The following is a 22966-nucleotide window of genomic DNA, read 5'->3' on the forward strand; positions in this document are numbered from 1 at the left end:
AGTCGTGCGCGAGATCGTGCCGCTGCTCCGCGGAAACGACGCCGGCAAGCCGAGCGGCGGGGCCGGGTACGAGCGAGGGATGGAGCGCGGGATCGAGATCGCGAAGAACCTCGGTGGTGGCAATGGCAGCGGGGGAGGAGACGAGTTCGGCGAGATCGCCAAGCTCCTCACCCTCGTAAAGACCGCGACCGCTGCGAATACGCCGCCGCCGCCCCCGCCCCCGCCTCCCCCGCCGAATCCGTGGCCCATGGCGACGCCGATGTCCTGGGAGGGCTGGGAGATGATCCAGACCCCTATGGGGATGGTCTTGAGGCAGGCCACTTCGCCCGCGCAGTCCGCGCCTGCGCCGCCCGCGCCGCCCGCGCCGCCCGCGCCCGCGCCTGCGCAGCCCCCGCCGCCCGCGCCCGCGCCGCCCGCACCCGTCGAGCTCCCGCAGCTCGAGCCCGTGGCGCCCGTGCGTGTGCAACCCGCGGCGCCCGTGCACTGCACGGACGGCCAGCAGAATATCGCGCCGCCGCCGAGGCCCCCGCCGCCTCCGCCGCCGCCTCCGGAGCCTCCTTTCGTCGTGAGCGCGCCGCTTCCGCCTCCTCCTCCGCCGCCGCCGGAGCCTCCTTTCGTGGACGCGCCGCTTCCGCCGCCTGTTCCGCCGCCGCCTCCTCCTCCTCCGCCGCCGCCCGCGAGCGCGCGGTCCGAGTCGCGGTCGCACAAACCGACCAATCTCGCGCCGCACCTCACGGCCGCGGGTCTCATTCCCGCGCCTCCGGATCCCTCGATCCCCGCCAATCCTCTCGCCAGTGCCGCAATGCAGGGCATCCAACTTCTCGACAACAATCCCGACCTCTTGGCGAAACTCGAGGAATTCGCCACGACCGGATCGCCCGCAGTCTTCGGCGAGGCGCTGTCCATGGCCGTAAAGAGCGGTGTCAAATGATCCGGCCGCGTATCGTCCACTTCCCGTCGAACCTCGCGAAAGCGCGGTACATGGCCGAGGGCAGCAAGCGCGATCTCCTGCTTCCCGAGGTGCAGCGCTGGGCCGCCGTCTTCCGGCAATTGCCGATGCACGAGCGCGCCGCGGCGATCCTGAAATTCTGCCAGTACGCGATCGACTACGTGCGCGATCCGAAGCGCGAAGTCCTCGAAGATTCCGCCGTGACGCTCTTCCGCGGTTTCGGCGACTGCGACGCGAAGACGCGCGTCTTCGTGACGCTCTGCCGCGCATGCGGCATTCCGGCCCGCGAAAAGCCGGTCCGCCCGGAGCAGGACTTTCCGCACATCCTCGCGGAGGTCTTCGTGAATGGGCGATGGCAACCCGCGGACCCGACCATCCTGAACTCGACGATCGGGCGTATCCCGCCCGCCTGGCTTGCGAGAACGAACTACTGGTGACGCCATGAGCCACAACCCGCCCCTTCGATGCGCCGTCTGTCTACGGCGACGACCCCTGCTTTGCGGTGGATACTGCGAATGCGGCGCGACCGTGTGGGAGCTCATCCCGCACGAAGTCCCGCCGGGCATCGTCGTCGAATCGCTCGAGGAGCGTAGCACGCCCTTGCGACCGACGCATTTCCCCGCGCTCCTTTCGCGCGCGCTGGGGGGCGTCGTGCTCGGCTTGAAGGTGCTCGTGGGCGGCGTGCCCGGGGCCGGCAAGTCGACCCTTTGCGCCGAGCTCGCCGCGCAGATCGCCGCGAAGCTGGACGGGCTCGGATACTGGCTCGACGCAGAGCAGAACCGAAACCTCGTGCAGGAGCTCTTTCCGCGCACGGGTTCGTCGTCACGACACATTCGCCTCGTGAGCAGGCGCAGCGGCAGCGGCAGCAAGGTCGGCTGGCGCGACGCCCTCCAGGCCGTGCCGCCCGATGCCGCCGTGATCGTCGTGGACTCGCTTCAACGCTGGGCAAGGAGCTACGTCGAGCAAACGACGCTCCTCGAAACGGTCGCGACGATGCGCCCCACGGTGCTCGTCGTCTCGCACTTCAACAAGGCCGGCCAGTTCGCCGGTCCCATGGGGAACGAATACGACGTGGACGCCACGGCCATCGTCCGTCCGAAGAACATCGAAGTAACCAAGTGCCGCTGGAGCCTTTGCCCGCGCACGATCGAGCGTCCGATGGCCTCGTAGAGCCATCGCACGAAACACAACCGAAGCAGGGAGAGGAGGCATTTCGGTATGCCTAACGCTATCACTTTGTCCTACGAGACCAACGAGGAGACCAGCGGCGCGCCCGAAGGGGAAACAGCGACGCCGTTCGACGACGATACGGGAGGCTTCTTCGACACGCTCATCAGCGGCGGGGGGCAGTTGCTTTCTTGCCGCATAGCGCGGTGAGCTGATGCCAGCACTCACCACCGTACAGGTCGATGATCTGTTGCCAGCTCCGCAACTCCGAGTCCGGCTCGACGGCAGACGACTGCCCGTCGAGCCCCGTGGGCTCTGGGTGGTTCATGGTGCTGGGTCGATAATGGAACAAGTCGCTCGGTCATTGCAACACAAAAGCTGTTGCTTGGACTACCCGTCGTCGAGCGCGCCGACGAACCAATCGTTTGAAGGCAAAGCAAATGTCGCGCGCAGGGAGTGCTTCCCGAGAAAGTGCCGAGGATTTTGCAGCCGCGAGGGGGCGGCTGACGTGGGTTCTCCGGGGGTGGATTGACGGCTCATCCGCGGACCACGGGAGACCGATGGTGTGCAAAACCAGCGGAAAGCGTGACGCGTCGCCGATCAGAGCTGCCCCCTTACGGGGCATCGAACGGAAGCGACCGTCCGGACGATGTCGATCCGTACGGGAAACGATGTAGGTCGAGGTTTGCCTGTCGCCCAAGTGGGTGTTCGTGCGGACGTACGGGTACGACGCGCCAGCATGAAACAAGGCAAATCGAGCACGCGAACGGGGTTGAACGCCTCGAAGAGTTCTTTGTGGCACCACGTGCGCGGATCGCGCGTGTTGCTTTCGGCAGTGAACATGCCTGTTCAGCGTTCGGCTGTTGAAACAGTCGAGGTTGGCCATGGCTGAACTTCATGCGGAGAGACGAACCCCCGCCTGAGCCGCATCCGGGATCGCGTGTACCGAAGTTTAAGGTGATCGCTGTATGAGGAATGTTCGAGGTGGAATTGGTTCTTGGTGCAGGTACGTGCGGAACGAAATGATAGCCTACGGGATGGTCCGTGCGCGCCAGGAGAACGCCGAGATTTTCCGAGCCTGCGCCGAGACCGAGCGCGGCAACGCCGTGGCGTCTCCCTCGGGAAGGCCGGGGGCCCGCGCCTCGGACCTGATCACGACGACGAGCTCGCGACCGACGTTGTGAGATATTACGCCGTCGGGTTCGGAGGCGAGTGCGAATTCCTACAGTGGCGGTCGCTCGAGCGGGCTTCGTGCGTGGTCCGCCGGGATATGTTTTCCGAGAAAGAGAAGGGCGATTCGAGAGGCGCTCGGTCGACGAGGCTTGATTCTCAGGGGTCCAGTCCGGGGACTTCCGAGAAATCAGCCGAGGATTTGCCCGGCGGCGGGTGGCGAGCGCGAGGGTTCGCGGCACTTGCGCGAGAGGGGCTCGGCGAGCATGCGAAATCTCGTTCGATTTCTCGGCGGCCCTCGGATCGCCACGCGGCGAAACAAGGGGGGCGCTCAAAATCCCCCATCGAAGCTCGGCTTTTCGATCTCCGTCGACAAGTCGACGATTTTATTCGCGAAATGGCTTGAAAGTCGTCGCTGACGTGCCGTACATTCCGGTGGACCGACGCTTGGGAGGGGTCGCTCGCCATGAGCTCGAGCCCCCTCGCCTGGTCGTCGATTCACGTGGCGCCGCGGAGCCCTCGCGCGCGTCGGGGAGGTGGACATGGGCGGTAAGGAAGGGAGGTCCCGGCATGTCGGCAAAGCAGGGAGAAGCCCATCAAGCGGTCGGGGGCTGGGTGCCCATCGACCGCGCAGCGGCGCACCTCGGCATGAATGTGGGCGCGCTGCGAAAGACGCTGGAGCGGCGCGCCGTGCGGGCGGCGGACGGGGTGACCGAGGCGAGCGTCGACGGCGTGCGGGCGCGCAAGTTCGGCCGGATCTGGCGGGTCCGGTTCTCCGAAGCTTGGGGTGTCCCGTGAGGACGGTCCTCGTGCTACAGTCCCAGCCTCGCAAAGGTGGCTGGGATGGTCGGAAAGGAATCTGACCATGGCAGTCCGCAAGGTAGAGCGATACGGGGAAACCCGTCTGTTGATTGACATCCAGTACAAGAAGCGGGACGGCACGCGGGCCCGCTTCCGCAAGGATGCCGAGGTCCAAACGTGGACCGCGGCCCGTGCGGAGGAGAAGCGGTACCTGCTCAACATCGCCAATTTTGGCGAGCCGTTCGAGCCGGGGACTGCGCCGGACGATTCGGACGATTCGTCCGGAGCGAATGCCGCGCCGAAGCCGAAGCCGAAGCCGAAGAAGACCTTTGCCGAGGTGGTCAGCGAGTTCCGAGAGACCTTCATGGTCGCGGAGCTCAAGGTCACCAGCCGGAAGGGGTACGAGTCGGTCCTTCGGGCCTCGCTGCTCCCGAAGCTCGGCAAGCTGACCCTCGACAAGGTCGACGGGAAGGCCGCGGCGGATCTCGACCTCGCGCTCTCGAAGCGCAAGTTGAGCCGCTCGACGCGGAACAATACGCAGGTCGTGCTTCGATCGGTTCTGCGGTTCGCGAAGAGCCGCGGATACATCGAGGACCGGCCGGCGAATTTGCCGCGTTTGAAGCAGGTCGGGCAGCGCGTCCTGGAGATTCCGAGCGACGATCAGGTCGAGCAGATTCTCGGGGTCGCCTGCGATACGCACCGCCTGGGCTTCACCCTCATGTCGGACGCCGGGCTTCGTCCCAACGAAGTGCGCGCGCTCCGATGCAAGGACGTGCAGCTCCGGTGGGAGAAGGGCGAGGCGGTCGGCGGGTTCCTCACCGTGCGCGAGGGTCGGTCACACGGCGAGATTCACACGCCGAAGACCGGGCAGCGCGAGATTCCGATCTCGCGCGAACTCGCGCGGGTCCTCGTTCCGGTTGTCAAGAGCGCAGCGCGCGAGGCGTACGTGGCGCTGAGCGACACCGGGGAGCCGTGGGGCCAGTCCGGGCTCAAGCAGGCGTTCGCGCGCACGAGCAAGCGGGCCGGGGTCGAAGGGTGGTCGGTGTACTGCCTAGAGCAATACGCCTCGCGTTCACTTTCGCCTGACTTTACCGACACTTGACTCGTCGGGGTCGTGCCTCCCCGAGAGTTTTCCGACAGATTACCGCCGCCCGTGGATCCCTCGCCGGCCGGGACGAGCAGGCAGGCAGGCAGGGGTGGGAAGACCTCGCCGACGTTGCCGCGGAGCGCTTCACCTTCGCGGATGTAGACCAAGGTCGAGTTGAAGTTCTGGTGTCCCGCGCGCTGCATGATGACGTGCGGAGTGTCCCCACGCATGGCCATCCACGTGATCCCCGTCGCGCGGAGATCGTGAAACGTCATCCGCTTGTGGAGCTCGTCGGCGATGTACAGGTCCGGGCGATCGAGTCCGGCCGTCAGCATTGCCGCCCGGAAGCGCCGCGCCATGTGCTCGCCATAGACCGGAATTACCCGGCCGCTCTCGTCACGTTCGGCGTACAGCGCGTGAAGCAGGGGGAGCAAATTCGGCTCGATTCGGAAGGCCCGCGGGCGCCTGGCCTTCGTCCCCTTCTCCTGCTTTCGCGCGCGATCGAAGCTGCGGCGGACATAGATGACGCCCTCCTGTAGGTTAACGTCGGTCCACCGCAGACGAAGGATCTCCGATATGCGGGAGTAGAGGTATATGGCGAGCGTCGCCAGCCGGCGCATTTCGAGAGGCGCTTTTTCGCACGATACGAGCTGTAGGAACTCGCTCGGGAAAAGGTACACCTTGGATCGTTGATCGCCCCGGTCAGGGCCCACGACGCCCTGCGCTGGGTTGTCCTTGCGTACGCGCAGCGCGAGGTTTTTCGCCGATGATGCGTCCCGAAATAGCTTGTGAACCGCAAGCCATAGCTTTTTCGCGCTGCGCCACGAATACTCACCTTGGACGATCTTCTTGTCGAGGACTTGGACCAGTCTCTCCAAATCCTCGCGCGTGATCGTCGCGATCGGCTTCTCTCCGATGGTCGGCACGACGTGTAGCGTAAAGGCGGAGCGGTCGCTCTTGATGCTGGTATATCCTCGCTCTTCGCGATCCCGTAGCCATCGGTCGAGGTACTCTGCGAACGTCTCCCCCTTCGGAACGGGCGCACCCCTGCTCCGCTCGCGCGCCTGCTGGTCGAGCCGTTCGCGCGCCTTGTCGGGGTTGTCCGTGTAGAACCTCGCGGTCTCGCGGGCGCGAGCTTCGGACATGCCCGGGGGGAGGTGGATCCGCACGTAGCGGCCGTCCAGAAGGACGCGCGCCACGTAATGGTCACCTTCAAGCAATATGTTACCAGTGCGACGGCGGCCCATATTACAGGACCTCCGCGCTTGAAAAATGGCTGGATCTTGCCCAGATGGACGGTATGGTGCCCATAGGTCAAACCTCGATTACCGCGGGGTTTGTCTTAGGGTCTCGTTCGGTGTTACCAGCACCGGACGGGGCCCGCTTTTTCTGCCCTACCAGCGGACCACACCCCCCGGCGGGCGTCAAGGGCTCGCCTCGGCCGCTCGGTTGGCTCGCGGCGGCGCGCAGCGGGCCCGGGAAGCGATCGGCGAGGGGAGAGCGGCCTGGCGTCGCAGGTCGCACGCTGCGCCCGTCCTCGCGCCCGTGGGGGGACGTGGCAGAGCTGCGCGGGCCGGCCTCGGCGCGGAGGGACCTCGGCGAGCTCGCGGGGGGCGTCGAGCCGGCGCTCGTGCTCGCGTTCGGCCTCGGCCTCGGCGCGCCCGTGCGATCGGCTCGCGGCGGCGCGTAGGCGCCTCGTGCTCGCGCCCGCGTCGCGGTCGCGGCCGAACCCTGCTTCGCTCCCCTCGCCGATCGTCTCGCGTCCGATGCGCGCCCGCTCGCGCGGTCTCTCGAGGTCCCCACGTGCGGACGCTCCTCGGCGCGCGCATGTCCGCCCGGCGCAGCGGCGGCGCGGCGGCGCGGGGTCATGCTCTCGAGGTCCGCCTCGTGCTCGTCCTCGGCGGGCGCGTCGTGCTCGTCCTCGGCGGGCGCGTCGTGCTCGTCCTCGGCGAGCGCACGCTCGCCCGTCTGCGTCGATCGACTCGCGGCGGCGCGATGCTCCGCGCAGCGTGGCCCGTTCGGAAGCGCGGCGAGCTCGCGGCCGTCCTCGGCCTCGATGTCTCGACGGGCGAAGGGCGGATCGGTCCGTTCGGGCGGCGCGCATCGAGGCGCCGCTCGTGTGTGGTTCGTCATGGCATATCAGCGGCGGCGCTCGCGTGCGCCTCGCCGCCCCCTTTCGAGTGCTTCAATCCCAGCGCGCCCGCCCCCACGGGCGCGCACGATGGCCGAGGACGCGCGAGCACGAGGCCGATCGATGTCTCGACGGTCCGGACCTCGCGCGAGGCGCCTCGGCGGAATCAGCGACCGCGCGGGCGCGGGCTCCGTTCCGTGGTCGGGCCCTGCTTCGGGTCTCGACCCATGGCGAGTTCGTGCGCCTCGGCCGGTGACAAGGCGTTCACGTCGACGGGCGGCACGGCGCGCGCTCCGGGCGGCGGGCGCGGGGTTCGCGGGCGCGCGATCTTTTGCGACTGGATCCACGCGTCGACGTCCGCGCGCTTGGCGAGGAGCTTTTTGCCCGCCCGGTACGTCGGAAACGCATTCTCGCGAGCGAGGCGGAGAAACGCGGTTTTGCCCATAGGAGAGCCCTTGGCGTCGTAATAGGGCTGTTCGTCGCGTCTTCCGTGCTGCGCTGCGGTCTCTATGACAAGCGTCACAAGCCATTTCAGGAAGCGCACGAATGCATTGCCGAGATCGGTCAAGGGATCGCCGGGCCGAGGGTCATCCGTTGCCATGGTAGGCGCCTCCCTTCTGTGCGCTTACCTGTAGTTGCTGACGGACCAGGACGAGCGTCCCGACGCGCACGGGAAGGCCGCCCGTCACGCGTGCCAGGGTTTGACGGCTGATGTTGAGGCGCTCGAGGGCCGCCCGCTCGCCGATGGCAGACACGAGAGCGCCGAGGGCTTGGCGCACGTCATCCGGCGGGGTGACGCCTTGCGCCCGGGGAATCTTGGAGCGTTGGGCTTGCTGCATGACGTTTCTTTTAGTCATGCAAAGCGACTGCGGAATGCGTAGAGAACCGCTGGGGAATTTTGCCTTACAAGTCGCCGGACGTGCGGACGTTGGACGCAAGTTTACGTGGAGTGCTCTGCTAGGCTTCCCAAAAAACGGAGAAGATCAGGATCGGGCTCCTCTTCTGTCTCGTCGGATCTTTGGCTCCGCGTTTTCTCTGCCTCCTTGATTGTCTTTACGAAACCATCGAATGCCTGTTTGCTTTTGTATTTGTCATTCGGGCGAACTCTGTGCGCCTGCCTTTTTCGCCTTACGCTGTCGAATGCGTTTTCAGTCTCTATTTCGTAGCCGAGAGCTTTGCATTCGAGTATCAAGTGTGCCGCTACGCGCTCAACCGCGATCCGCTCTTCGAGTCGATTCCTAATGGCGCTGTCGTCGATGCTTCCAAATCGAGCGTCAATGCTCACAAGATCCTGCTTCAAATTTGCCGCGATCGTGTTGCTCGCTTCGACGATTGCAGGATCAAGAGGTTTGCCGCGCCCTGGATCAATCTTCTTTTTTCGTCCACCGTCTACATCAAACTGCGCCCAGCCGGGCGCAAGATGGCCAAAGCCCGGTAGGTGGCTCAACTCCTGTCGCGCTTCGCCAATTGCGTCCAAGATCGCCCAGATAAAAAGATCCTTTTGCGGCGGCTCGTTTGCCCTCTCAAAAAGTTTTTGCGCAAGCTCAAGCCTGAGCCACGCGTCGTGACTATTAGTTTGAATGGCATCTAGCAGCTTCGACAAGATCGCTTGCGCCAGGATGATTCTCTGGATAGCTCGGTGATAGCGCTGGATCCTGATTACAGGGTCTTTCGATGGCCTGAGCGGCATGCCAATGCGCGCAAAGGATTCTAGCTCCTCGGGGCTCGGCCCGAGGGACGAGTAGCGAATTGCGTAAGGGCCGAAAAATGTCAGGACTTCGCGCAATACGCGAAGGCTTTCCTTTTTGTAGTCATTTGTCGGGTATGTATTGTCGGGTTTAGGCGCCACTGCCTTCGAGGGCTCTTCGTTGGCGTCGGGCTTGTCCGTCGCGTCCTCCGCGCTCGCGTTGCCCGTCTCGCTCGTCGTATCGGACGCAGGTTCGGCGGCGCTCCCGGCCTCGGCCTCCGCGACGCTCGGCTTCGTCCGGGCCTGCTTCTTCTGCGTCGCGGCGCTCGCGGCCTCGCGCCTCGTGCTCTTCTTCGCGTTGCCCGCGCTCTTCTTCCTCGTGCTCGCCTTCACCATGGGCGGGATCGTGTGGTCCGTCCTCGAGATCCCCAAGTTTTCGGCGAGGGGGCCGAGGTCCGGCCGGGCGTAGCCCCTCACGGCCGAGGACGAGCGCCGGCTCGACGTGCACGAGCTCGCGGCGCGCCTCGCCGAGGACGAGCGTGCTCCGCGCCCGCCTCGATGCTCGCCGGGCCAAGGGACCGCGGGGTGCGGCTCGACGTGCGACGCCGGGCGGCGCGTCCTCGCGGCGGGGCCGAGGCCCCAGCGGGCGCAGCGGGCCGAGGAAGAGCGCCGGCTCAACGTGCACGAGCTCGCGGCGCGGGCGCAGCGTTCGGGCATCGCGCAGCGCTGGCCAGCGGCCGAGGACGAGCGCCGGCTCGACGTGCACGAGCTCGCGGCGCGGGCGCAGCGTTCGGGCATCGCGCAGCGCTGGCCAGCGGCCGAGGAAGAGCGCCGGCTCAACGTGCACGAGCTCGCGGCGCGGGCGCAGCGTTCGGGCATCGCGCAGCGCTGGCCAGCGGCCGAGGAAGAGCGCCGGCTCAACGTGCACGAGCTCGCGGCGCGCCTCGCCGAGGACGAGCGTGCTCGACGCGCCCCCCTCGATGATCGCCGGGCCAAGGGACCGCGGGGTGCGGCTCGACGTGCGACGCCGGGCGGCGCGTCCTCGGCGCGCCCGCTTGCCCCCGTGCAGAAGCAGCAAGATTCCGACGCTCGCCCGCTGGATCTCGGCGCGAGCAATCGAGCGGCCCCCCTCGCCAATCGAGCGGTATGCATGACGGGTATCCCCTCCGATTGCATTGCATTGACGCTCGATTGCGCTCATTCGCGCGTGCACGAAATGGGCTTGCGTGCCTCGTGCGCGTCGTGGATAGTATCGGCCAGCTATGCGAAACCTCGACAGACTGAACGATAGACAGCGCGTTCTGCTCGTCGCTGGCGCGGCGGACCTTCACCCGATCACCGCGGGGCACGTGCTCGGCGGAAAACCCGTCTCGAGGAAGACGCGGATCGCTCTCGAGCGGGCCCGCGCGAACCTGGACGCGATCCGGGAAGAGCTCGGCGCGGCGCTCGATCGGCTCGCGGCGAACGAGACCGCGAACACGGCCGGCGCAGCGTCCTCGGCCTCGATGCCGGGCGGCGCGGCGGCGCTCGCCTGAACGAACGCGAGGCGCGAGCGTCCTCGGCCTCGATGCCGGGCGGCGCTCGCGGCCTCGCCATGACATTGCAGGGGGGACGCGTCGAAGGGAGGGCGACGCGAGCGGGAAAGGTGCGCGCTGCGATGGGTCGCGCGAGCGGCGATCGTGCGCGCTGCGCATGTACCAAGAAAAACGGCCGCCTCGGGAGGCACGCCCGGACGGCCGCGAATGGTCGAGACACAATGAAAGTAGCAGAATCGGACAACGAATGCAATGGGACCGGCGAGGACGAGCATTCCCTCGATGCTCTCGACGGCCGCCCGGCCGACGCTGGGGAGCTTCCGCGCGAAGCCGAGGCGCGCGCGCCGATCGGGACGGCCGAGGCTCGCGGCGAGCCGTGCGAGGCCGAGCACGATGGCGGCCGTCCGCCTGGCGAGGAGGACAAGCGCGCTTCCTCCCCTCGCCCGTCGAAGGGCGCCGAGGCGCAAGGCAAGGCCCGCGGGCGCAAGCGATCCCAGCCGCGAGCGCCCGACACTCCTCCGGGGGATTGGCGCAGCGCGCTCGTTTACAGGAATACTCGCGACGGTCGGAAGCTTTGCCGGGCTCCTGCGAATGCCATTACAATCTTGACGCATGATGCATCGTGGACGGACGTCCTCGCGTGGGACGAATTCATCTCTGCGATCGTGTGCACGCGCGCTCCGCCCTGGCATCCCGACGACGACGACGGCGCGCCGCTCGCGCCCTGGGGTGAATCCGATATCACGAAGCTACAGGCATGGCTCGTGCGGAGGTATGTGCTCGAATTGAGCCCCACACAATGCTACCAGGCCGCCGAGCTTGTCGCGAGAAAGCGGCAGATCCACCCGATCCGCGATTGGCTGCGCGGCCTCCGATGGGACGGCGAGAGGCGCCTCGATACGTGGTTGATCCGTCACCTCGGCGCGCCGGATACCGAATACGTGCGCCTCGTGTCGCGCTGGTTTCTCGTGTCGGCCGTGGCGCGCGTCATGGTTCCGGGGGAGAAGGTCGACACCATGCTGATTCTCGAGGGACTCCAGGGCATCAAGAAGAGCACGGCGCTGCGCATTCTATTCGGCAAAGGCTGGTTTACCGACGCGTCGATCGACTGGGGCAACAAAGATCGATTCGAGGTGCTGCGCGGGCGCTGGTGCGTCGAAATGGCCGAGCTCGACGGTATCCACAAGGCCGATATTTCGAGGGTCAAGGCGTTTCTTGCGACGCAGGAGGACTACTACCGGCGCCCCTACGCGAAAGCGGCGACGGCCGCGCCGCGGCAATGCGTATTCGCAGGAACGGTCAATCCGAACGCGCTGGGGACGTACCTTCGCGACGACGAAAACCGGCGCTTCTGGCCTGTGCGCTGCACGCACGAGGCGGACCTCGGCGCGCTCGCGGCGGAGCGGGAATTGCTGTTCGCCGAGGCAATGGCAGTCTACGAGGATCCGGATCTTGCCTCGCGCCGCTGGTGGCCCGAGACGGCCGAGGAGAAAGCCTTGTGCGCGGCCGAGGCCGAGGCGCGCCGCCACGGCGACGCGTGGCAAAGCTTGATCGATGCGTACCTGGACAACCCTACGCGGACCGAGGTAACGATTACAGAGATTCTCAAGGATGCCGTCAAGCTGGATGCGCCAAGAATGGATCACGGCGCGAGCATTCGGGCCGCTACGTGTCTCGCTCGCGCGGGGTGGATCAAGGACGGCCGCGAGCGCCGCAATGGGCAGAGGGAAACCGTCTACAAGCGGCCTCCGAATCCAGCGGCGAGCGCCGAGACGGGCGCGCAGCTACCGCGCGAGGCCGAGGACGCGGGCGCGGTGGCGCGACCGTGGAGGCGCGATCCTGTCGCCGAGGCCGGTCTGCAACCGTTGCCCGATGGGCAAGCGTACGCCGAGGCCCATTACCAGGGCTTTGCCGTCGTCGCTCTGCCGGATCGCGATATCGTGCGCTGGCTCGACCCTGACGAGGCGGCGCGCGTCGCGACGTTACCGTCATACCTTCTCGCCAAGGGCAAAAACGGCTGTCGCTTCGCGCTCTGCGAATGCCGCCCGTTGTGCCGCAACGGCCATTGTGAGAATGCGGACATGGGCAAAGGTGGGTGTACGTGCTGACGAAAGGCGGCCGATATGGGAACCCTCCGCGCCGCCCGGCGCAGCAAGGGGGCTCGACGTCGGGGAGACGGCCGCCCGCGCGTTCGTCGCCTGCTTCCGCCTCGCCGCGCGTGCGCCTCGATGATGCGCCCTTCGCTCGCGTGCTGGACACCCTCGCGCGGCTCGGATCCCTCGAGAGCGAGCACGGGGCGCCCGTTGCGCGCGCTCTCGACCGTGCGGGATTGCTCGGCCATGCGCGCCGCGCGGGGTGGACGGCGCTCCCTGCGTTCGATGTCCTCGCGCGTGCGCTCTCGACCGAGGAGCTTGTCGGCGCTGGGCTCGCGCGGCTCGACGCGGGCGGCATGCGCCCGCAATGGCCCGCGCATCGCCTGTTGATCCCCTGGACGGCCGAGGCGGGCGCGGAGCACGAGCACGGGCGCACCTTCGCCCGGCGCTCGCTCCTCCCCCCGGACGAGCGCTTCCCGGCCACGATATGGCCCCCCGGGCGGCGCGCCCGTGGCCTGCTTCGGATCGGGCCCGCGGAAGCGGCGAGCGAGGCGCGGAGCGTGCTCGTCCCCGATGCTCTCGACGGGATCGCCTTGCTCGCGTACGCCGAGGCTCGCGGGCGGGCGGCCGTCGCATACGTCGTGCCGTGGCTCGAATGGCTCCCCCTCGATGCTCTGCCCTTCGCCGCTGGCGAGCGTGTCCACGTGTCGATCCCGCGCCCGCATGGCTACGAGCTCGCGCGGCGCTTCGCGGCGCGCGGGGTGAAGGTGCACGAGCTCGCGCCGCCCGTGGGCGCGTCGTGGGGGGCGACGTGGGAAGCCTACCGCGGCGAGCACGAGGCCGGACGCGAGGCCGAGGCGGGCGAGAAGCGCGGCGAGCACGAGGCCGATCCCAGCACGGGCGCGTGACGAACGCGAGGACGAGCGTGGTCTCGAGGGGGGGCGCCGAGCGAGAAGGAACGGGGGCGCGTCGCCGGTTGTTCTGAAGAATCAAGATGACTAACGTGATGCTGACGGGTCCCTTTTAGTGCCATCCGCCTGTTGACGCAGGCCCTTTATTACATCCGAAAATGACTCGAGTGCGTCCCGAGCAAACGCAACATCTGCGTTTTTAAGCAAGTACGTGTCTGGCCATCGAATATCATCCTTCAACATGGCCAGAAGTGTATTTAGCGGAAGGGAGTTGGCCTCTGCCGCTATGGACCGATCACGAAGCAACAAGAAAGTGAGCATGTAGCGATCAAATATCGCCTTTACTTTCAATAGGTACGTAGAAGTATCCACGAACGTTCGATATTGCTTGAAGAACCACGCACCGAGAAATTCGACAAACACGAACAATAGCGAGCAGGACCCGATCCCGTAGGCAAATATTGGCTGGAATCCGTAGACTCGGGTCAGCACTTGCCATGTGACGATGGACACAAGGTAGAACTGAATGCCCATCATCAAGTACCGTTTACCATCCTCGAGCGCAACAGACGCCTTTCGGTCCGCGTTGTCAGCCTTTTGCTCGAGCGCGACCTGTATCCCCGAGAAGTATACGTCAAACGAATTGGCGCGACGAAGGGCCTCCGCAATCTCAACCGGATTCTTTGCTGCGGAATTCGCTTCTACGCGACGCTCAAGCCTGGCGATCAGACTGCTGATTGCTTGAAAATCCCGCTCTGGCGTCAAGCGAGCGCGGGAATGGTCTAGGTCCACTTGGGTAAACGAGGTCGACGCGGGAGTGGCAGGCGAAAACACAACGTAGCCTACGAGGCCAATACACATAAACGACGTTGCGAGTATCACTCGCAACGGACCATTGCCGGTATCGAGAAGCGCCTTCATTTCGTTGATGGACGTAAAAAACAAAAATATTACCAGGCCAACAAAGAAAAGCGTTTTGCTCGCCAGGTATAGGCGAGGAGCTTCAAGTTGCCGCCAGAGACCGCGGCCGCGCGTTTTCCTGTTGTCAGTGGGGGACACTGGAGTAGCCGGGGGCTCCGCTTGACTTCCGTCTAACGCCTGATCGTTGGGGCTGTTCGCTGTCATGGCGGAGAGTTTACAGCGAAGCGTATGAAACCGCCAAGTGTTGGCGGAGGGGATGTACACATGGCGTGCTGCGTTGTGGCCGGTGGTGGTGCGGGTTGAAGGTGGCAACGGCACGGCGGACGGGCATCGAGACGCCTCGGCGCGGCTCGCACGTCGTGACCGGCGCAGCGGGGCGAGGACGGGCAAGGCAGGGCGATCGGCTCGCGGGGTGCGCTCGTGCTCCTCGCGGCCGAGGTAGGGCTCGACGTTCGGCGAGCTCACGAGCGCGCGGACCTCACCCGATGCCAGGCGCGGGCCCGCAGCAGGGTCAAGGCGGCGTCGGGGGGCGGGCGGCGCGGTAACGCTCCTCGACCTTGCCGGGTGCGTCGTGCGGGCCGCTGGGGTGCGCCATGGCGCGAGGCTCGACGCCAGCCTCGTGCTCGCGGCGGCGCGGGGTGTCCTCGGCGAGCTCGCGTGCGGCGCTCGCCGATCGGCTCACGGTCGCACGCTGGAGGGCCGAGGACGCATCGAGGGGGACGGGGGGACCTCGCGCCCGTGGGGAGCTGCGACCGCGCGTCCTCGCGGCGCTGGGGGCCGCTGGCGTTCGGCGAGGTGTGGGGGGGCGCTGGGGGGACCATGCGCGCGCCGAGGCGCCGCTCGTGCTCCGCGCCGCCGCTGCGCGGACGGGGGGACATCGGGCGGAGAGCGGCGAGGGGGTGCGTTCGGCAAGGTGCTCGCGGCGCTCGTGCACGTCCTCCCCTCGATGCTCTCGAGGTCCGGAAACCCGGCGTTTCCCGTGGCTCCACCTGGCCAAGCTTCGGAGATTGGCCGCAGATTGGCCAGAGATTGGACACCGCAAAAACCCTTACGATCTCGCATGATCCGCACACGTGTCCAATGTGTCCAGGCATAAGCGCACGCGCACACATAGAGAGAACACGCGACATGCTCCCACCGCGAGGGGTGCGCGCACGCGATACGCGCACGTGTACACGTAGAAGATGTTGCGGGACCCCTTGGACAGATTGGCCGATTGGACACTCCAGCGGAACCATTGGGGAATCCCTGTCCAAGCCCTGGCCAACCCCTGGCCAATCAGAGATAGCTTACACCCTGCCGCGCCGCCGCTCGTGCTGCCGTGCGCACATTGTACAGTTTGGCGAGGCTGGGCATTCTGTCGACATACCCCCTGAAACAGTGTAGGGGGATATGCAGGCAAGTGGGAGGCGAATTTCCCGCGAAGGTCTCGACGCGTCGGAATCGCTGTTAACGCGGCAACCACGGCAGATCCCGCGATTTCGTTCGCCTCTTGTCCGTGGACGTCGGCGCCTGTCACTCCTTCACCGCTCGTTTCGTGCACGCTATTCGCGAAAAAATCGCCTCGATGCTCCTCGCTACTGGCCGTAATCGCGCCGCGTTGCTATGCTCCGCGTGCACAATGGGCCGCCCCCGACGATGTTTCAGTGAGCCGGCCTCCGAATTCGTGTCCTTTCGGCTCACGCGGGCCGAGGCCGAGGCGCTGCAATCAGCGGCCGAGGAAGCCGGGATCGCGAGGAACGAATACGCCCGGCGCACGATGCTCGGCCATCTATCCAGCCGAGGCTACGCGCCGCCCGCGCCGCCTCGCGCCCTTCGCCGCGTCTCTCCCGTCGATGCCGGTTCGCGCGAGCCGCGCGAGCCGATCGCGCTGCGCGCTTCCTCCGCGCCCGCGCCCGCCGAGGCGCCTGCGTCTCGCAACGTCGTGAGCCTCGATGCGCGCCCCCCTCCGCGCTCGCCGAGGCGCCCGTCCTCGGCCTCGGCCGCTGCGCGCCGATCGATCCGGACGAGCGCACCCCATGCCGCTCCCCTCGCCGATCCGCCTCTCGACGCCGCGCCCGTGCTCGCCGAGGCGCCTCGCCGCGAGCCGCGCGAGCTGATCGGCGAGCACGAGCCGCGCCCCGATCGTCCGGGCCGCCCGGCATCCTCTCGCGCCGCCGCTGCGCCCGCCGAGGCCGAGGAAGCTCTCGAGGTCCGGCCGGCGTCGCACGTGCTCGCCGCGCCGCCGCGCGTGACTCACGAGGCCGGCCTCGATGCGCCCGCCGAGGCCGATCCGGATCACGCTCTCGACGCGCCGCCCGCTTCCGTGCACGAGCTCGCCGAGGTCTCCGCGAACGAGGCGCGCCTCGATGAACCCCCGGAGCTCTCCGAAGCAGCGGCGGCCGTCCTCGCGGCGGCGCGGTCCCTCGCGGCGCTCGATCCCTCCGCGGCGATCCCCGCGCCCGTGCTCGTCCTCGAGGTCCACGTGGGCGGGATGCCCCTCGAGGAAGCGCGCGCGGCCGTGCTCGTGCTCATCACGCGCGGCGAGCTCGCGGCCGAGGCGGGCGACGACGCGAGCGGCCTCGCGCCCGTCGATGCGTCGGGACGAACGATCGTAGCGGTCCGCCTCGCGACCGCATTGGAGGGTTGACCGTGCTCCCGAACCTCGCGGCCGAGGTGGCATTCTGGCAAAATGCGTTCGGCCTCGATGATTGGACGATCGAGGCGCGCCACGTGGCGGACCTTCGCTATCCGTGCAATGACGCGGGCGCGGGATACCCGGCGAAGGGAGAACGCATGGCGGGGTTGTGCGACGTAGACATTGCCACGAAACGCGCGTGGATCTCGGTCCAGCGCCCCCGAACCATGAAGCAGCTTCGGGCGTGGCCGGAGGTGGTCTTGCACGAGGTAATGCACGTGCTCGGCGCGGCCACGCGCGCGCCCGGTTGGACCATCCAACAGGAGCACCGGACGATCAACGCGCTCGTTCCGACGCTCGCGAAAGCGAGGCGCAGGACACCCGACCTCGCCGCGAGCGCGGCCCGCACGCTCGCGGAAGCGTACCGGCGCGCAGCGGTCGAGATTGCTGCGCGTCGAGTTTCGCCGAACGAGACATTTGTCCGGGCCGCTGCGGCCATGACCGTTACGCCGCAATCGAGCGGCTCACGATGAAAGGACACGTTCACCATGAAAAACCCTCTCGGCCGTCTCTTCTCCGCTCTCGGGGGGACCTCCGCGCCCGCGCCCGCTGCGCCCGCGTCTCGCCCGGCATTGCCGCCCGCTCCCCCCTCGCCGCCCTCTGTCGAGGTCCAGCGCGCCGAGGCGGCCGTCCTGGAATGCGAGCGCGCCGAGGCCGACGCGCAAGCGGCGCTCGCGGCGGCCCGTCTGCCCTACGAGGACGCGCAGCGCGCGCACCAAGCGGCCCGTCGAGCGTTGCACGAGGCCGAGGACGCGGCCGCCTCGGCTCCCGACGACGAGCGCGCGGCATCGACGCTCGCGGCGGCGCAGCAAGCCGAGGCGCGCGCCGCTGGGATCCTCGCGTCCTTTTCGCGGCGGCATGACGCGGCCGGCGCGTCCCTCGAAAAGGCCCGCGCGGCGCTCGCGGCGGCGCGCATCCGTCTCGAGGGGGCTCGCGCGGACGCCGATCGGGCCGAGGCCGAGGCGCGCATCGTGCGGGCCGGAGACGACGCGCAAAAGGCGAGCGCGGCCTACGTCTCGACGCACCCCGGGCCGAAGCTCGCGGCGATCCTCGACATGTCGCGCAAGGCGTTCGGCGAGGCGCGCGCGCGCGGCGCAACCATCCGCGCCGAGGTGTTCGCCGCTCTCGACGCGGGGGAGGCGGGCGATCGGCGAGCGCTCGCGGCCGATCCGCAGCGGGCCCGGGAGATCAAGGCCGAGGCCGAGGAGCGCCGCGCCGCCGCGCGTGCCGTCCTCGAATCCCTCGCCGATGTCGAGCGCTGGTATTCGCACGCTGCGCCGGCCGTTGCCATGCTGGCGCTCGCGGGCGAGCTCGAACGCGAGGCGCACGGGATGCTCGCCGAGCTCGCGGCCGAGGCGCACGAGGCCGGCGTAGCAGCGCGGAAGGTGGGGAGCGAATTCGAGCCGATCGATCCGAAGCTCGCCGAGGCGGCCGTGATCCTCGGTCGGTTCCTGGGAAAACCCGTAGAGGAGCGGGACAAGATCGAGCGGGCCACGACGTCGATCGATCTCGCGATCATGCGGGCGATCTCGACGAATTGGGCCATGAGCACGTGCCGCGTGCACGAGGGAAACCACGGGCGGACCTTGACCAGCGAGGAGCGGGCGCGCCTGCTTCTACGCGATCCGGCGGGGAAGCCGCGGGCCATGCTGCGCGCCGATCATGCGCGCCTCGTGTCGCAGGGCGATCGGGCGGCGCTCGAATACGAGGAGAAGCAGGGACGGGGGACGGATGCAAGGCTCGCGGCGATGCGGGCCGAGGACGAACGTCAAGCGGCCGAGGAGAGTGCGCGCTCGCGGGATCGAGGCGGGCGCGGGGTGTTCGTCACGAATTGAGCGCCGCCCCCTCGCCGCTCCGTCCCGTGTTCCTGGACAATCGAACCCCCATCGAGGCGCCCATCGGCCTCGTCCTCGTTCGGCTCGACGCCCACGGCCGCGAGGGCCGCGAGGACGGCCGCGAGCTCGTGCTCGTGCTCTTCACCCGGGCGGCGCGGCTCGACGCGTGAGGACGGCCGCGAGCGCCGCAAGCGCCGCGAGCGCCGCGAGGACGGCCGCGAGCTCGTGCACGTGCTCTTCACCCGGGCGCGCGGTCCTGACGCGCGAGGACGGCCGCGAGCGCCCCCCATCGAGGCGCCCTGGTCCTCGGCCTCGGCCTACTCGATCGCCACCTTGGCGAGCGCCGCGAGGACGGCCGCCCGGATATTTGTCGACGGTCGAGCGGCGAATATCTGTCAATCGGCCCGGCCTGATCGCTGACGCATCGAAGACACGCACGATCAATGCTGCATGCGTGCGGCGTGGCATATCGCCTTCGTGCAACATGTGGCCAAGAAAAACGATCGTCGTACGCAAATGAGCTTGCCACCGGGTCACGGCCGCTCGTAAATCGAGCCTCGACCGCACTACGCGGCCGGGAGCGATGCACAATGCAGCGCAAGGGACCCGAGCGCCCGACGGGCGCGAGCGGGGCGGGATTCGTCCGCCTTTTTGCCAGAGAACGGCCGCGAATTGTCGCGAAGCTGCGCCGGCTCGGTGTGCATGAGGCCGACGCGAACGACCTCGCGCAGCGCGTGTTTCTGCAATACTCCCAGCTAAGCAGAGCGCCGCGTAACCCTGCCGAATGGCTCATGCGAACGGCGTGGTTTCTCGCGATGAATTGGCGACGCCTCGCCCGTCATAGGGTCGAGGTGCTCATGTCAGGGAGAGACCTGCAAAGGAGCGCTCTCGACCCGTCGCCCTCGCCCGAGGAGCGCGCCGCGCTTGCGCAATGGTGTGACCGCGCCGAACGGCTGCCGCCCGTCGAGCGCGCCGCGCTGCGGCTCCACCTCGAAGGCTATTCGATCGGCGAGATAGCGCGGGGGCTCGCAACCTCGCGCGCTACCGCCTGGAAACGATTGCACGCTGGACAGGAGCGGCTGAAACGAACGGAGGGACGCCATGCAACGGCAATGGGTGGTCAACGAAGAGACGGGCGAGCATAGCGAACGAATCACGCTGGATCCGTGCGATCTAGAGAAGCTTCGGCCCTACGTCTGCGGCATCGCTCGCCGGGTAGGCGTTCTCGCTCCGGATCGTGACGATTTGGCGCAAGATGTACTGTTGGCATTCTGGCGCTATTCGGAGGAGCGCCGGATCCGCGTTATCGATGGGAAGGCTGACGTGGACGCCGCACGGACGCTCGTAGCGGCGTTTGCAGTCCGGGCCGCCCGGCGCTATCGGCGGATCGCAAGGCGGAGCGGAGGGGGCCCAGCAGACGAAACACCCTCGCGTGGGGGGGATCCCGCTCTCCGCTTCGAGGCTCGCGAAGCTCTGCGGATGGTCGAGCGATTGCCTGCGAACCTGCGCAGGGTGGTCGAGCTCGACGCGCTCGAGTACACGACGAGCGAGACCGCCGATACCGTCGGCGTGGTGCTCGGCACGGCCAAAAGCAGGCTTTCGCGAGCGCGTGACTTGCTGGCAATCATGAGGTGATCCACGGGAGCACGGCCGCGCAATAGCGGGGGCGCGCTGCGGCGGCGCTCCTCGCGGGCCGGTTACGCCGCGAGTTCGTGCCGCTCGGCGCGGCGCGCACATGGTGCAGGGGGAGATCGGGAAGGGGCGAGCCCCGGGCGAACCCTCACGAGCTCGCTCGGGGCCATGGGAGCGGCCTACGCCTTTCGGCGCTTGCGCGTGCTCTTGACGGCCGAGACGGGCGCATCGTGGCCCGACGTCGGGGGCTCGCCGAGGAGGGCTTGCAGGGCGACCGTAGCGCGCCGCGCGCCCTCGATGTCACCCGACACGAGCGCCGCGTCGAGCATCGCACGGACGGCCGCGGTCGCCTGGACGAGGGGGCTCGACGGGGGGGCCGTGGTCGCCTCGTGTTCTCGTCGGAATTCTGTCAAGCGACCAGGAATCGCGGGGTTACGCTCGCCGATCGGCTCGATCGGCTCGACCGTCTCTAGGCCGATTCCCGCGGGTTCTAGCCCGATCGGCTCGATCTCATATCCCCTGCGCCACTTCGCGATCACGACTTGGCTCCGCGCAGGCATTCCCGTGCATGTCGTGCAGCGGATGGCAGGTCACACGAACCTGTCCACCACGCAGCGCTACGTGCACTTCCTCAAGGAAGACCTCGAGGAGGCCGCTCGTCGGTTGCCGGTCCGCCGTCGTGGCGGGAACGGCGACGGGGAGAAGAACTGACGCCCGGCCACGCGGCCCTCGGTGCAACGCCGGGGGCAAGGGTCGACCGGAGCATGGTAGGCGAGGTCACCGCACCGCCGCCCGCATCCCAAGAACAGCTCCAGACAGTCGAGCAGGGCCCGGAAGAGGACACGTCCTCGGCTGGGCTCGACCGCCGTTCTCGGTTGAGGCCACAGTGAGGCCACAGCTTTTGTCGGCGGGGAGGGAGCGAGGGGGGATGGCTCGTAACCCCGCGGAATCATTGGCACCCCCGGCAGGAATCGGACCTGCGACCTTCGGTTTAGGAAACGGCTTAGGTAGCTTCTAGCAGCACCCTCGAACCACACGGAGATCAGCAGCAAAACAGCGGTGATCCCGGCCGTTCTGCGAGATCGAGGGGGCGAGCTGAAGTTGACCGCAACGAGACGTTTCGAGACCCACCGGTGCATGGGTTGGGGCAACAGTGGGGCAACAACGGGCATGCTCGGAACGACGGGGGTTCGGCCCCGGGCGCAGTGGCGAGGGCCGCGAGGCACAGACAGAGCGCGAGCGCCCGTGCTCCGCTTTCGGCACCTGCGAGGGAAGATGCTGTTCCGTGTCACCACTACTCATCAATGTCGTCGGAGGAACCGATCCGCAGAACTTTTCGATAGCTTGGGTGAATTTCCCAATCCAAGCCGTCGTCCAGATTCGCACGCGTTCGAAGTAGGTTGGGGCGATCTTCAAATCGTACGAATCCCAAGGAGACTGTGGGATCCGAGTCATCGCGAGCGCAGATGAAGCCAATTCGGAAGAGGAAGTGTGCCACTTCGATGGCGCCAGCCTTGACGCCATCAATCTCTGGCATGCCTACTTCACGAAATACTTTGTTGGCAATTCGATTGAGCAAATCATGTGTAACGTATCGCTTTGCACCGCCGGCAAAACCTTCGATAAGCCCTTCAAGATTAGAGCACTGATGACGATGCTCCTTGTAGAGATCGTCGATTCGAGCCTCGCCATACTCGCGCAACTGCGACGTAATATGTTTCAGGGTGATCCGGTTGCGGCCCACCTTCGCAGCCGAGCGGCCAGCCATCTTGCAGAGTTGGGCCGCCCAGCGCGGCCGACCGGCGCTCAGTATATGAATAGGGCGAAATGCTTCCAGCGGCTTCCGGTTCCAATAAAACGGTTCATGGAATACAAGCCCGAATATGGCGCCGCCATCCTTACGGGGCTCCAGCTCGGAGTATCTGCTGTCGTGCGGATACTGCCGGCGGAAATAACTGAGAATTTTACGCTCGAGAATTTGCCCCGTTTCAAGTGTGCTCCAAGCGAGATCCAGCATGTATTGTTCACATTTGTCGAGCGACTCATCGGCTTGGGCGAGAATGGTCCAAACATCTGTGCGCACAGAAGCGCGTACAGTCAGCCCTTCTACCATGCTACAGAGGTTGCGACAGGCGCTGAAAAAAGTGCTGGCCGCTAAACGTTCCTCAGGCGTGCTTAGGAACGTAGCATCGACATCGTCGACGAATAGCCAAATGCGAGCAGCGCCCGCATTTGCTGCATGCCCTAGAGCGCCGATCAGTTCCACTTTCCCGTTCATTTCGAGTACTTGCGCGAGGGGGATCGACAAGCGCCATCAGGCATGATCCACTGCACGCGGCTCGCCCAGCCGACGGAGTGGATCCCTGTGTC

At 67.0% G+C, this 22966-nt stretch carries 25 protein-coding genes and 2 pseudogenes; 19 read left to right on the top strand and 8 right to left on the bottom strand.

The window, feature by feature from the left end; genetic code table 11:
- The 6 genes and pseudogenes from GF068_RS44665 to GF068_RS45985 form a co-directional block, all read left to right on the top strand.
- Positions 1–931: pseudogene (locus tag GF068_RS44665) on the top strand (hypothetical protein); the annotation flags it as partial.
- Positions 928–1386, top strand: coding sequence for a transglutaminase-like domain-containing protein (locus GF068_RS42575; protein WP_153825311.1), 459 nt, complete (start codon positions 928–930; stop codon positions 1384–1386). The pseudogene GF068_RS44665 and the gene GF068_RS42575, both read left to right, overlap by 4 nt.
- A gap of 4 nt (positions 1387–1390) precedes the next feature.
- Entirely contained in the window at positions 1391–2119 is a 729-nt protein-coding gene (locus tag GF068_RS42580; RefSeq protein WP_153825312.1) for a P-loop NTPase family protein, read from the top strand.
- A gap of 66 nt (positions 2120–2185) precedes the next feature.
- The gene (locus GF068_RS42585; protein ID WP_153825313.1) at positions 2186–2326 is read left to right on the top strand and encodes a hypothetical protein; all 141 of its coding nucleotides are present in this window, start codon (positions 2186–2188) and stop codon (positions 2324–2326) included.
- Between the two features lie 1530 nt (positions 2327–3856).
- The gene (locus GF068_RS42590) at positions 3857–4084 is read left to right on the top strand and encodes a hypothetical protein (protein ID WP_153824562.1); all 228 of its coding nucleotides are present in this window, start codon (positions 3857–3859) and stop codon (positions 4082–4084) included.
- A complete protein-coding gene (locus tag GF068_RS45985) occupies positions 4074–5189 on the top strand; it encodes a tyrosine-type recombinase/integrase (RefSeq protein WP_338046791.1) in 1116 nt (371 codons plus the stop codon). The genes GF068_RS42590 and GF068_RS45985 overlap by 11 nt, the downstream gene beginning before the upstream one ends.
- A 197-nt stretch (positions 5190–5386) precedes the next feature.
- Here the strand turns inward: GF068_RS45985 and GF068_RS47560 are convergent.
- Positions 5387–6421, bottom strand: a pseudogene (locus tag GF068_RS47560) (tyrosine-type recombinase/integrase); the annotation flags it as partial.
- 308 nt (positions 6422–6729) lie between these two features.
- Between GF068_RS47560 and GF068_RS46780 the strand changes: the two are divergent.
- The gene (locus GF068_RS46780; protein ID WP_275939363.1) at positions 6730–6864 is read left to right on the top strand and encodes a hypothetical protein; all 135 of its coding nucleotides are present in this window, start codon (positions 6730–6732) and stop codon (positions 6862–6864) included.
- 607 nt (positions 6865–7471) lie between these two features.
- On the opposite strand, the gene GF068_RS42605 is transcribed toward GF068_RS46780, so the two are convergent.
- The 3 genes from GF068_RS42605 to GF068_RS42615 all read right to left on the bottom strand — a co-directional run bounded on the left by GF068_RS42605 (position 7472) and on the right by GF068_RS42615 (position 9154).
- Positions 7472–7873 carry a hypothetical protein gene (locus GF068_RS42605; RefSeq protein ID WP_153825316.1) on the bottom strand — a complete coding sequence of 134 codons (402 nt, stop codon included), beginning with the start codon at positions 7871–7873 and terminating at the stop codon, positions 7472–7474.
- Between the two features lie 19 nt (positions 7874–7892).
- Entirely contained in the window at positions 7893–8144 is a 252-nt protein-coding gene (locus tag GF068_RS42610; protein ID WP_153825317.1) for a hypothetical protein, read from the bottom strand.
- 101 nt (positions 8145–8245) lie between these two features.
- A complete protein-coding gene (locus tag GF068_RS42615) occupies positions 8246–9154 on the bottom strand; it encodes a hypothetical protein (RefSeq protein WP_153825318.1) in 909 nt (302 codons plus the stop codon).
- 31 nt (positions 9155–9185) lie between these two features.
- Here GF068_RS42615 and GF068_RS42620 point away from each other — a divergent pair, with 31 nt between their 5' ends.
- The 5 genes from GF068_RS42620 (at position 9186) to GF068_RS42640 (ending at position 13528) form a co-directional block, all read left to right on the top strand.
- Entirely contained in the window at positions 9186–9461 is a 276-nt protein-coding gene (locus GF068_RS42620) for a hypothetical protein (RefSeq protein ID WP_153825319.1), read from the top strand.
- 33 nt (positions 9462–9494) lie between these two features.
- A complete protein-coding gene (locus tag GF068_RS42625) occupies positions 9495–10283 on the top strand; it encodes a hypothetical protein (RefSeq protein WP_153825320.1) in 789 nt (262 codons plus the stop codon).
- Complete coding sequence (locus GF068_RS42630; protein WP_153825321.1) at positions 10255–10527, top strand: hypothetical protein; 273 nt, start codon at positions 10255–10257, stop codon at positions 10525–10527. The genes GF068_RS42625 and GF068_RS42630 overlap by 29 nt, the downstream gene beginning before the upstream one ends.
- A 122-nt stretch (positions 10528–10649) precedes the next feature.
- Positions 10650–12635 (top strand): virulence-associated E family protein, encoded by a 1986-nt coding sequence (locus GF068_RS42635; protein ID WP_170320042.1) that lies wholly within the window; start codon positions 10650–10652, stop codon positions 12633–12635.
- Positions 12636–12775: 140 nt separating this feature from the next.
- Positions 12776–13528, top strand: a complete 753-nt coding sequence (locus tag GF068_RS42640; protein ID WP_153825323.1) for a hypothetical protein — start codon at positions 12776–12778, stop codon at positions 13526–13528.
- A 90-nt stretch (positions 13529–13618) separates the two neighbouring features.
- On the opposite strand, the gene GF068_RS42645 is transcribed toward GF068_RS42640, so the two are convergent.
- Together GF068_RS42645 and GF068_RS42650 are read right to left on the bottom strand one after the other, a co-directional pair.
- Positions 13619–14917: a hypothetical protein gene (locus GF068_RS42645; RefSeq protein WP_170320043.1), complete on the bottom strand. Its 1299-nt coding sequence runs from the start codon at positions 14915–14917 to the stop codon at positions 13619–13621.
- Positions 14918–14963: 46 nt separating this feature from the next.
- A complete protein-coding gene (locus tag GF068_RS42650) occupies positions 14964–15134 on the bottom strand; it encodes a hypothetical protein (RefSeq protein ID WP_153825325.1) in 171 nt (56 codons plus the stop codon).
- Between the two features lie 984 nt (positions 15135–16118).
- Between GF068_RS42650 and GF068_RS42655 the strand changes: the two genes are divergently transcribed.
- The 6 genes from GF068_RS42655 to GF068_RS42680 all read left to right on the top strand — a co-directional run bounded on the left by GF068_RS42655 (position 16119) and on the right by GF068_RS42680 (position 20599).
- The gene (locus tag GF068_RS42655) at positions 16119–17081 is read left to right on the top strand and encodes a plasmid mobilization protein (RefSeq protein WP_153825326.1); all 963 of its coding nucleotides are present in this window, start codon (positions 16119–16121) and stop codon (positions 17079–17081) included.
- An 83-nt stretch (positions 17082–17164) separates the two neighbouring features.
- The gene (locus GF068_RS42660; RefSeq protein WP_170320044.1) at positions 17165–17602 is read left to right on the top strand and encodes a hypothetical protein; all 438 of its coding nucleotides are present in this window, start codon (positions 17165–17167) and stop codon (positions 17600–17602) included.
- Between the two features lie 15 nt (positions 17603–17617).
- Positions 17618–18964, top strand: coding sequence for a hypothetical protein (locus GF068_RS42665; RefSeq protein WP_153825328.1), 1347 nt, complete (start codon positions 17618–17620; stop codon positions 18962–18964).
- 26 nt (positions 18965–18990) lie between these two features.
- Positions 18991–19134, top strand: a complete 144-nt coding sequence (locus tag GF068_RS42670; protein WP_153825329.1) for a hypothetical protein — start codon at positions 18991–18993, stop codon at positions 19132–19134.
- Positions 19135–19821: 687 nt separating this feature from the next.
- Entirely contained in the window at positions 19822–20109 is a 288-nt protein-coding gene (locus GF068_RS47565; protein ID WP_420814184.1) for an RNA polymerase sigma factor, read from the top strand.
- A complete protein-coding gene (locus tag GF068_RS42680) occupies positions 20066–20599 on the top strand; it encodes an RNA polymerase sigma factor (protein ID WP_153825331.1) in 534 nt (177 codons plus the stop codon). The genes GF068_RS47565 and GF068_RS42680 overlap by 44 nt, the downstream gene beginning before the upstream one ends.
- A gap of 176 nt (positions 20600–20775) precedes the next feature.
- On the opposite strand, the gene GF068_RS44035 is transcribed toward GF068_RS42680, so the two are convergent.
- Positions 20776–21009, bottom strand: a complete 234-nt coding sequence (locus tag GF068_RS44035; RefSeq protein ID WP_170320040.1) for a hypothetical protein — start codon at positions 21007–21009, stop codon at positions 20776–20778.
- Here GF068_RS44035 and GF068_RS47310 point away from each other — a divergent pair.
- Positions 20975–21307, top strand: a complete 333-nt coding sequence (locus tag GF068_RS47310; RefSeq protein ID WP_170320046.1) for a tyrosine-type recombinase/integrase — start codon at positions 20975–20977, stop codon at positions 21305–21307. The genes GF068_RS44035 and GF068_RS47310 overlap by 35 nt on opposite strands.
- A 583-nt stretch (positions 21308–21890) precedes the next feature.
- Here GF068_RS47310 and GF068_RS42690 read toward each other — a convergent pair.
- The gene (locus tag GF068_RS42690) at positions 21891–22874 is read right to left on the bottom strand and encodes a P-loop ATPase, Sll1717 family (protein ID WP_153825333.1); all 984 of its coding nucleotides are present in this window, start codon (positions 22872–22874) and stop codon (positions 21891–21893) included.
- Positions 22875–22966 lie beyond the last annotated feature (92 nt).

Source organism: Polyangium spumosum (assembly GCF_009649845.1).
GTDB lineage: Bacteria > Myxococcota_A > Polyangia > Polyangiales > Polyangiaceae > Polyangium > Polyangium spumosum.

What these genes read in the sequence shown, in the direction of transcription:
- GF068_RS42680 (WP_153825331.1), top strand. Translation starts at nt 20,066, where the DNA reads ATGCAACGGCAATGGGTGGTCAACGAAGAGACGGGCGAGCATAGCGAA.
- GF068_RS42665 (WP_153825328.1), top strand. Translation starts at nt 17,618, where the DNA reads ATGAAAAACCCTCTCGGCCGTCTCTTCTCCGCTCTCGGGGGGACCTCC.
- GF068_RS42635 (WP_170320042.1), top strand. Translation starts at nt 10,650, where the DNA reads ATGGGTCGCGCGAGCGGCGATCGTGCGCGCTGCGCATGTACCAAGAAA.
- GF068_RS42590 (WP_153824562.1), top strand. Translation starts at nt 3,857, where the DNA reads ATGTCGGCAAAGCAGGGAGAAGCCCATCAAGCGGTCGGGGGCTGGGTG.
- GF068_RS42690 (WP_153825333.1), bottom strand. Translation starts at nt 22,874, where the DNA reads ATGAACGGGAAAGTGGAACTGATCGGCGCTCTAGGGCATGCAGCAAAT.
- GF068_RS42630 (WP_153825321.1), top strand. Translation starts at nt 10,255, where the DNA reads ATGCGAAACCTCGACAGACTGAACGATAGACAGCGCGTTCTGCTCGTC.
- GF068_RS47565 (WP_420814184.1), top strand. Translation starts at nt 19,822, where the DNA reads ATGTCAGGGAGAGACCTGCAAAGGAGCGCTCTCGACCCGTCGCCCTCG.
- GF068_RS42575 (WP_153825311.1), top strand. Translation starts at nt 928, where the DNA reads ATGATCCGGCCGCGTATCGTCCACTTCCCGTCGAACCTCGCGAAAGCG.
- GF068_RS42610 (WP_153825317.1), bottom strand. Translation starts at nt 8,144, where the DNA reads ATGCAGCAAGCCCAACGCTCCAAGATTCCCCGGGCGCAAGGCGTCACC.
- GF068_RS42580 (WP_153825312.1), top strand. Translation starts at nt 1,391, where the DNA reads ATGAGCCACAACCCGCCCCTTCGATGCGCCGTCTGTCTACGGCGACGA.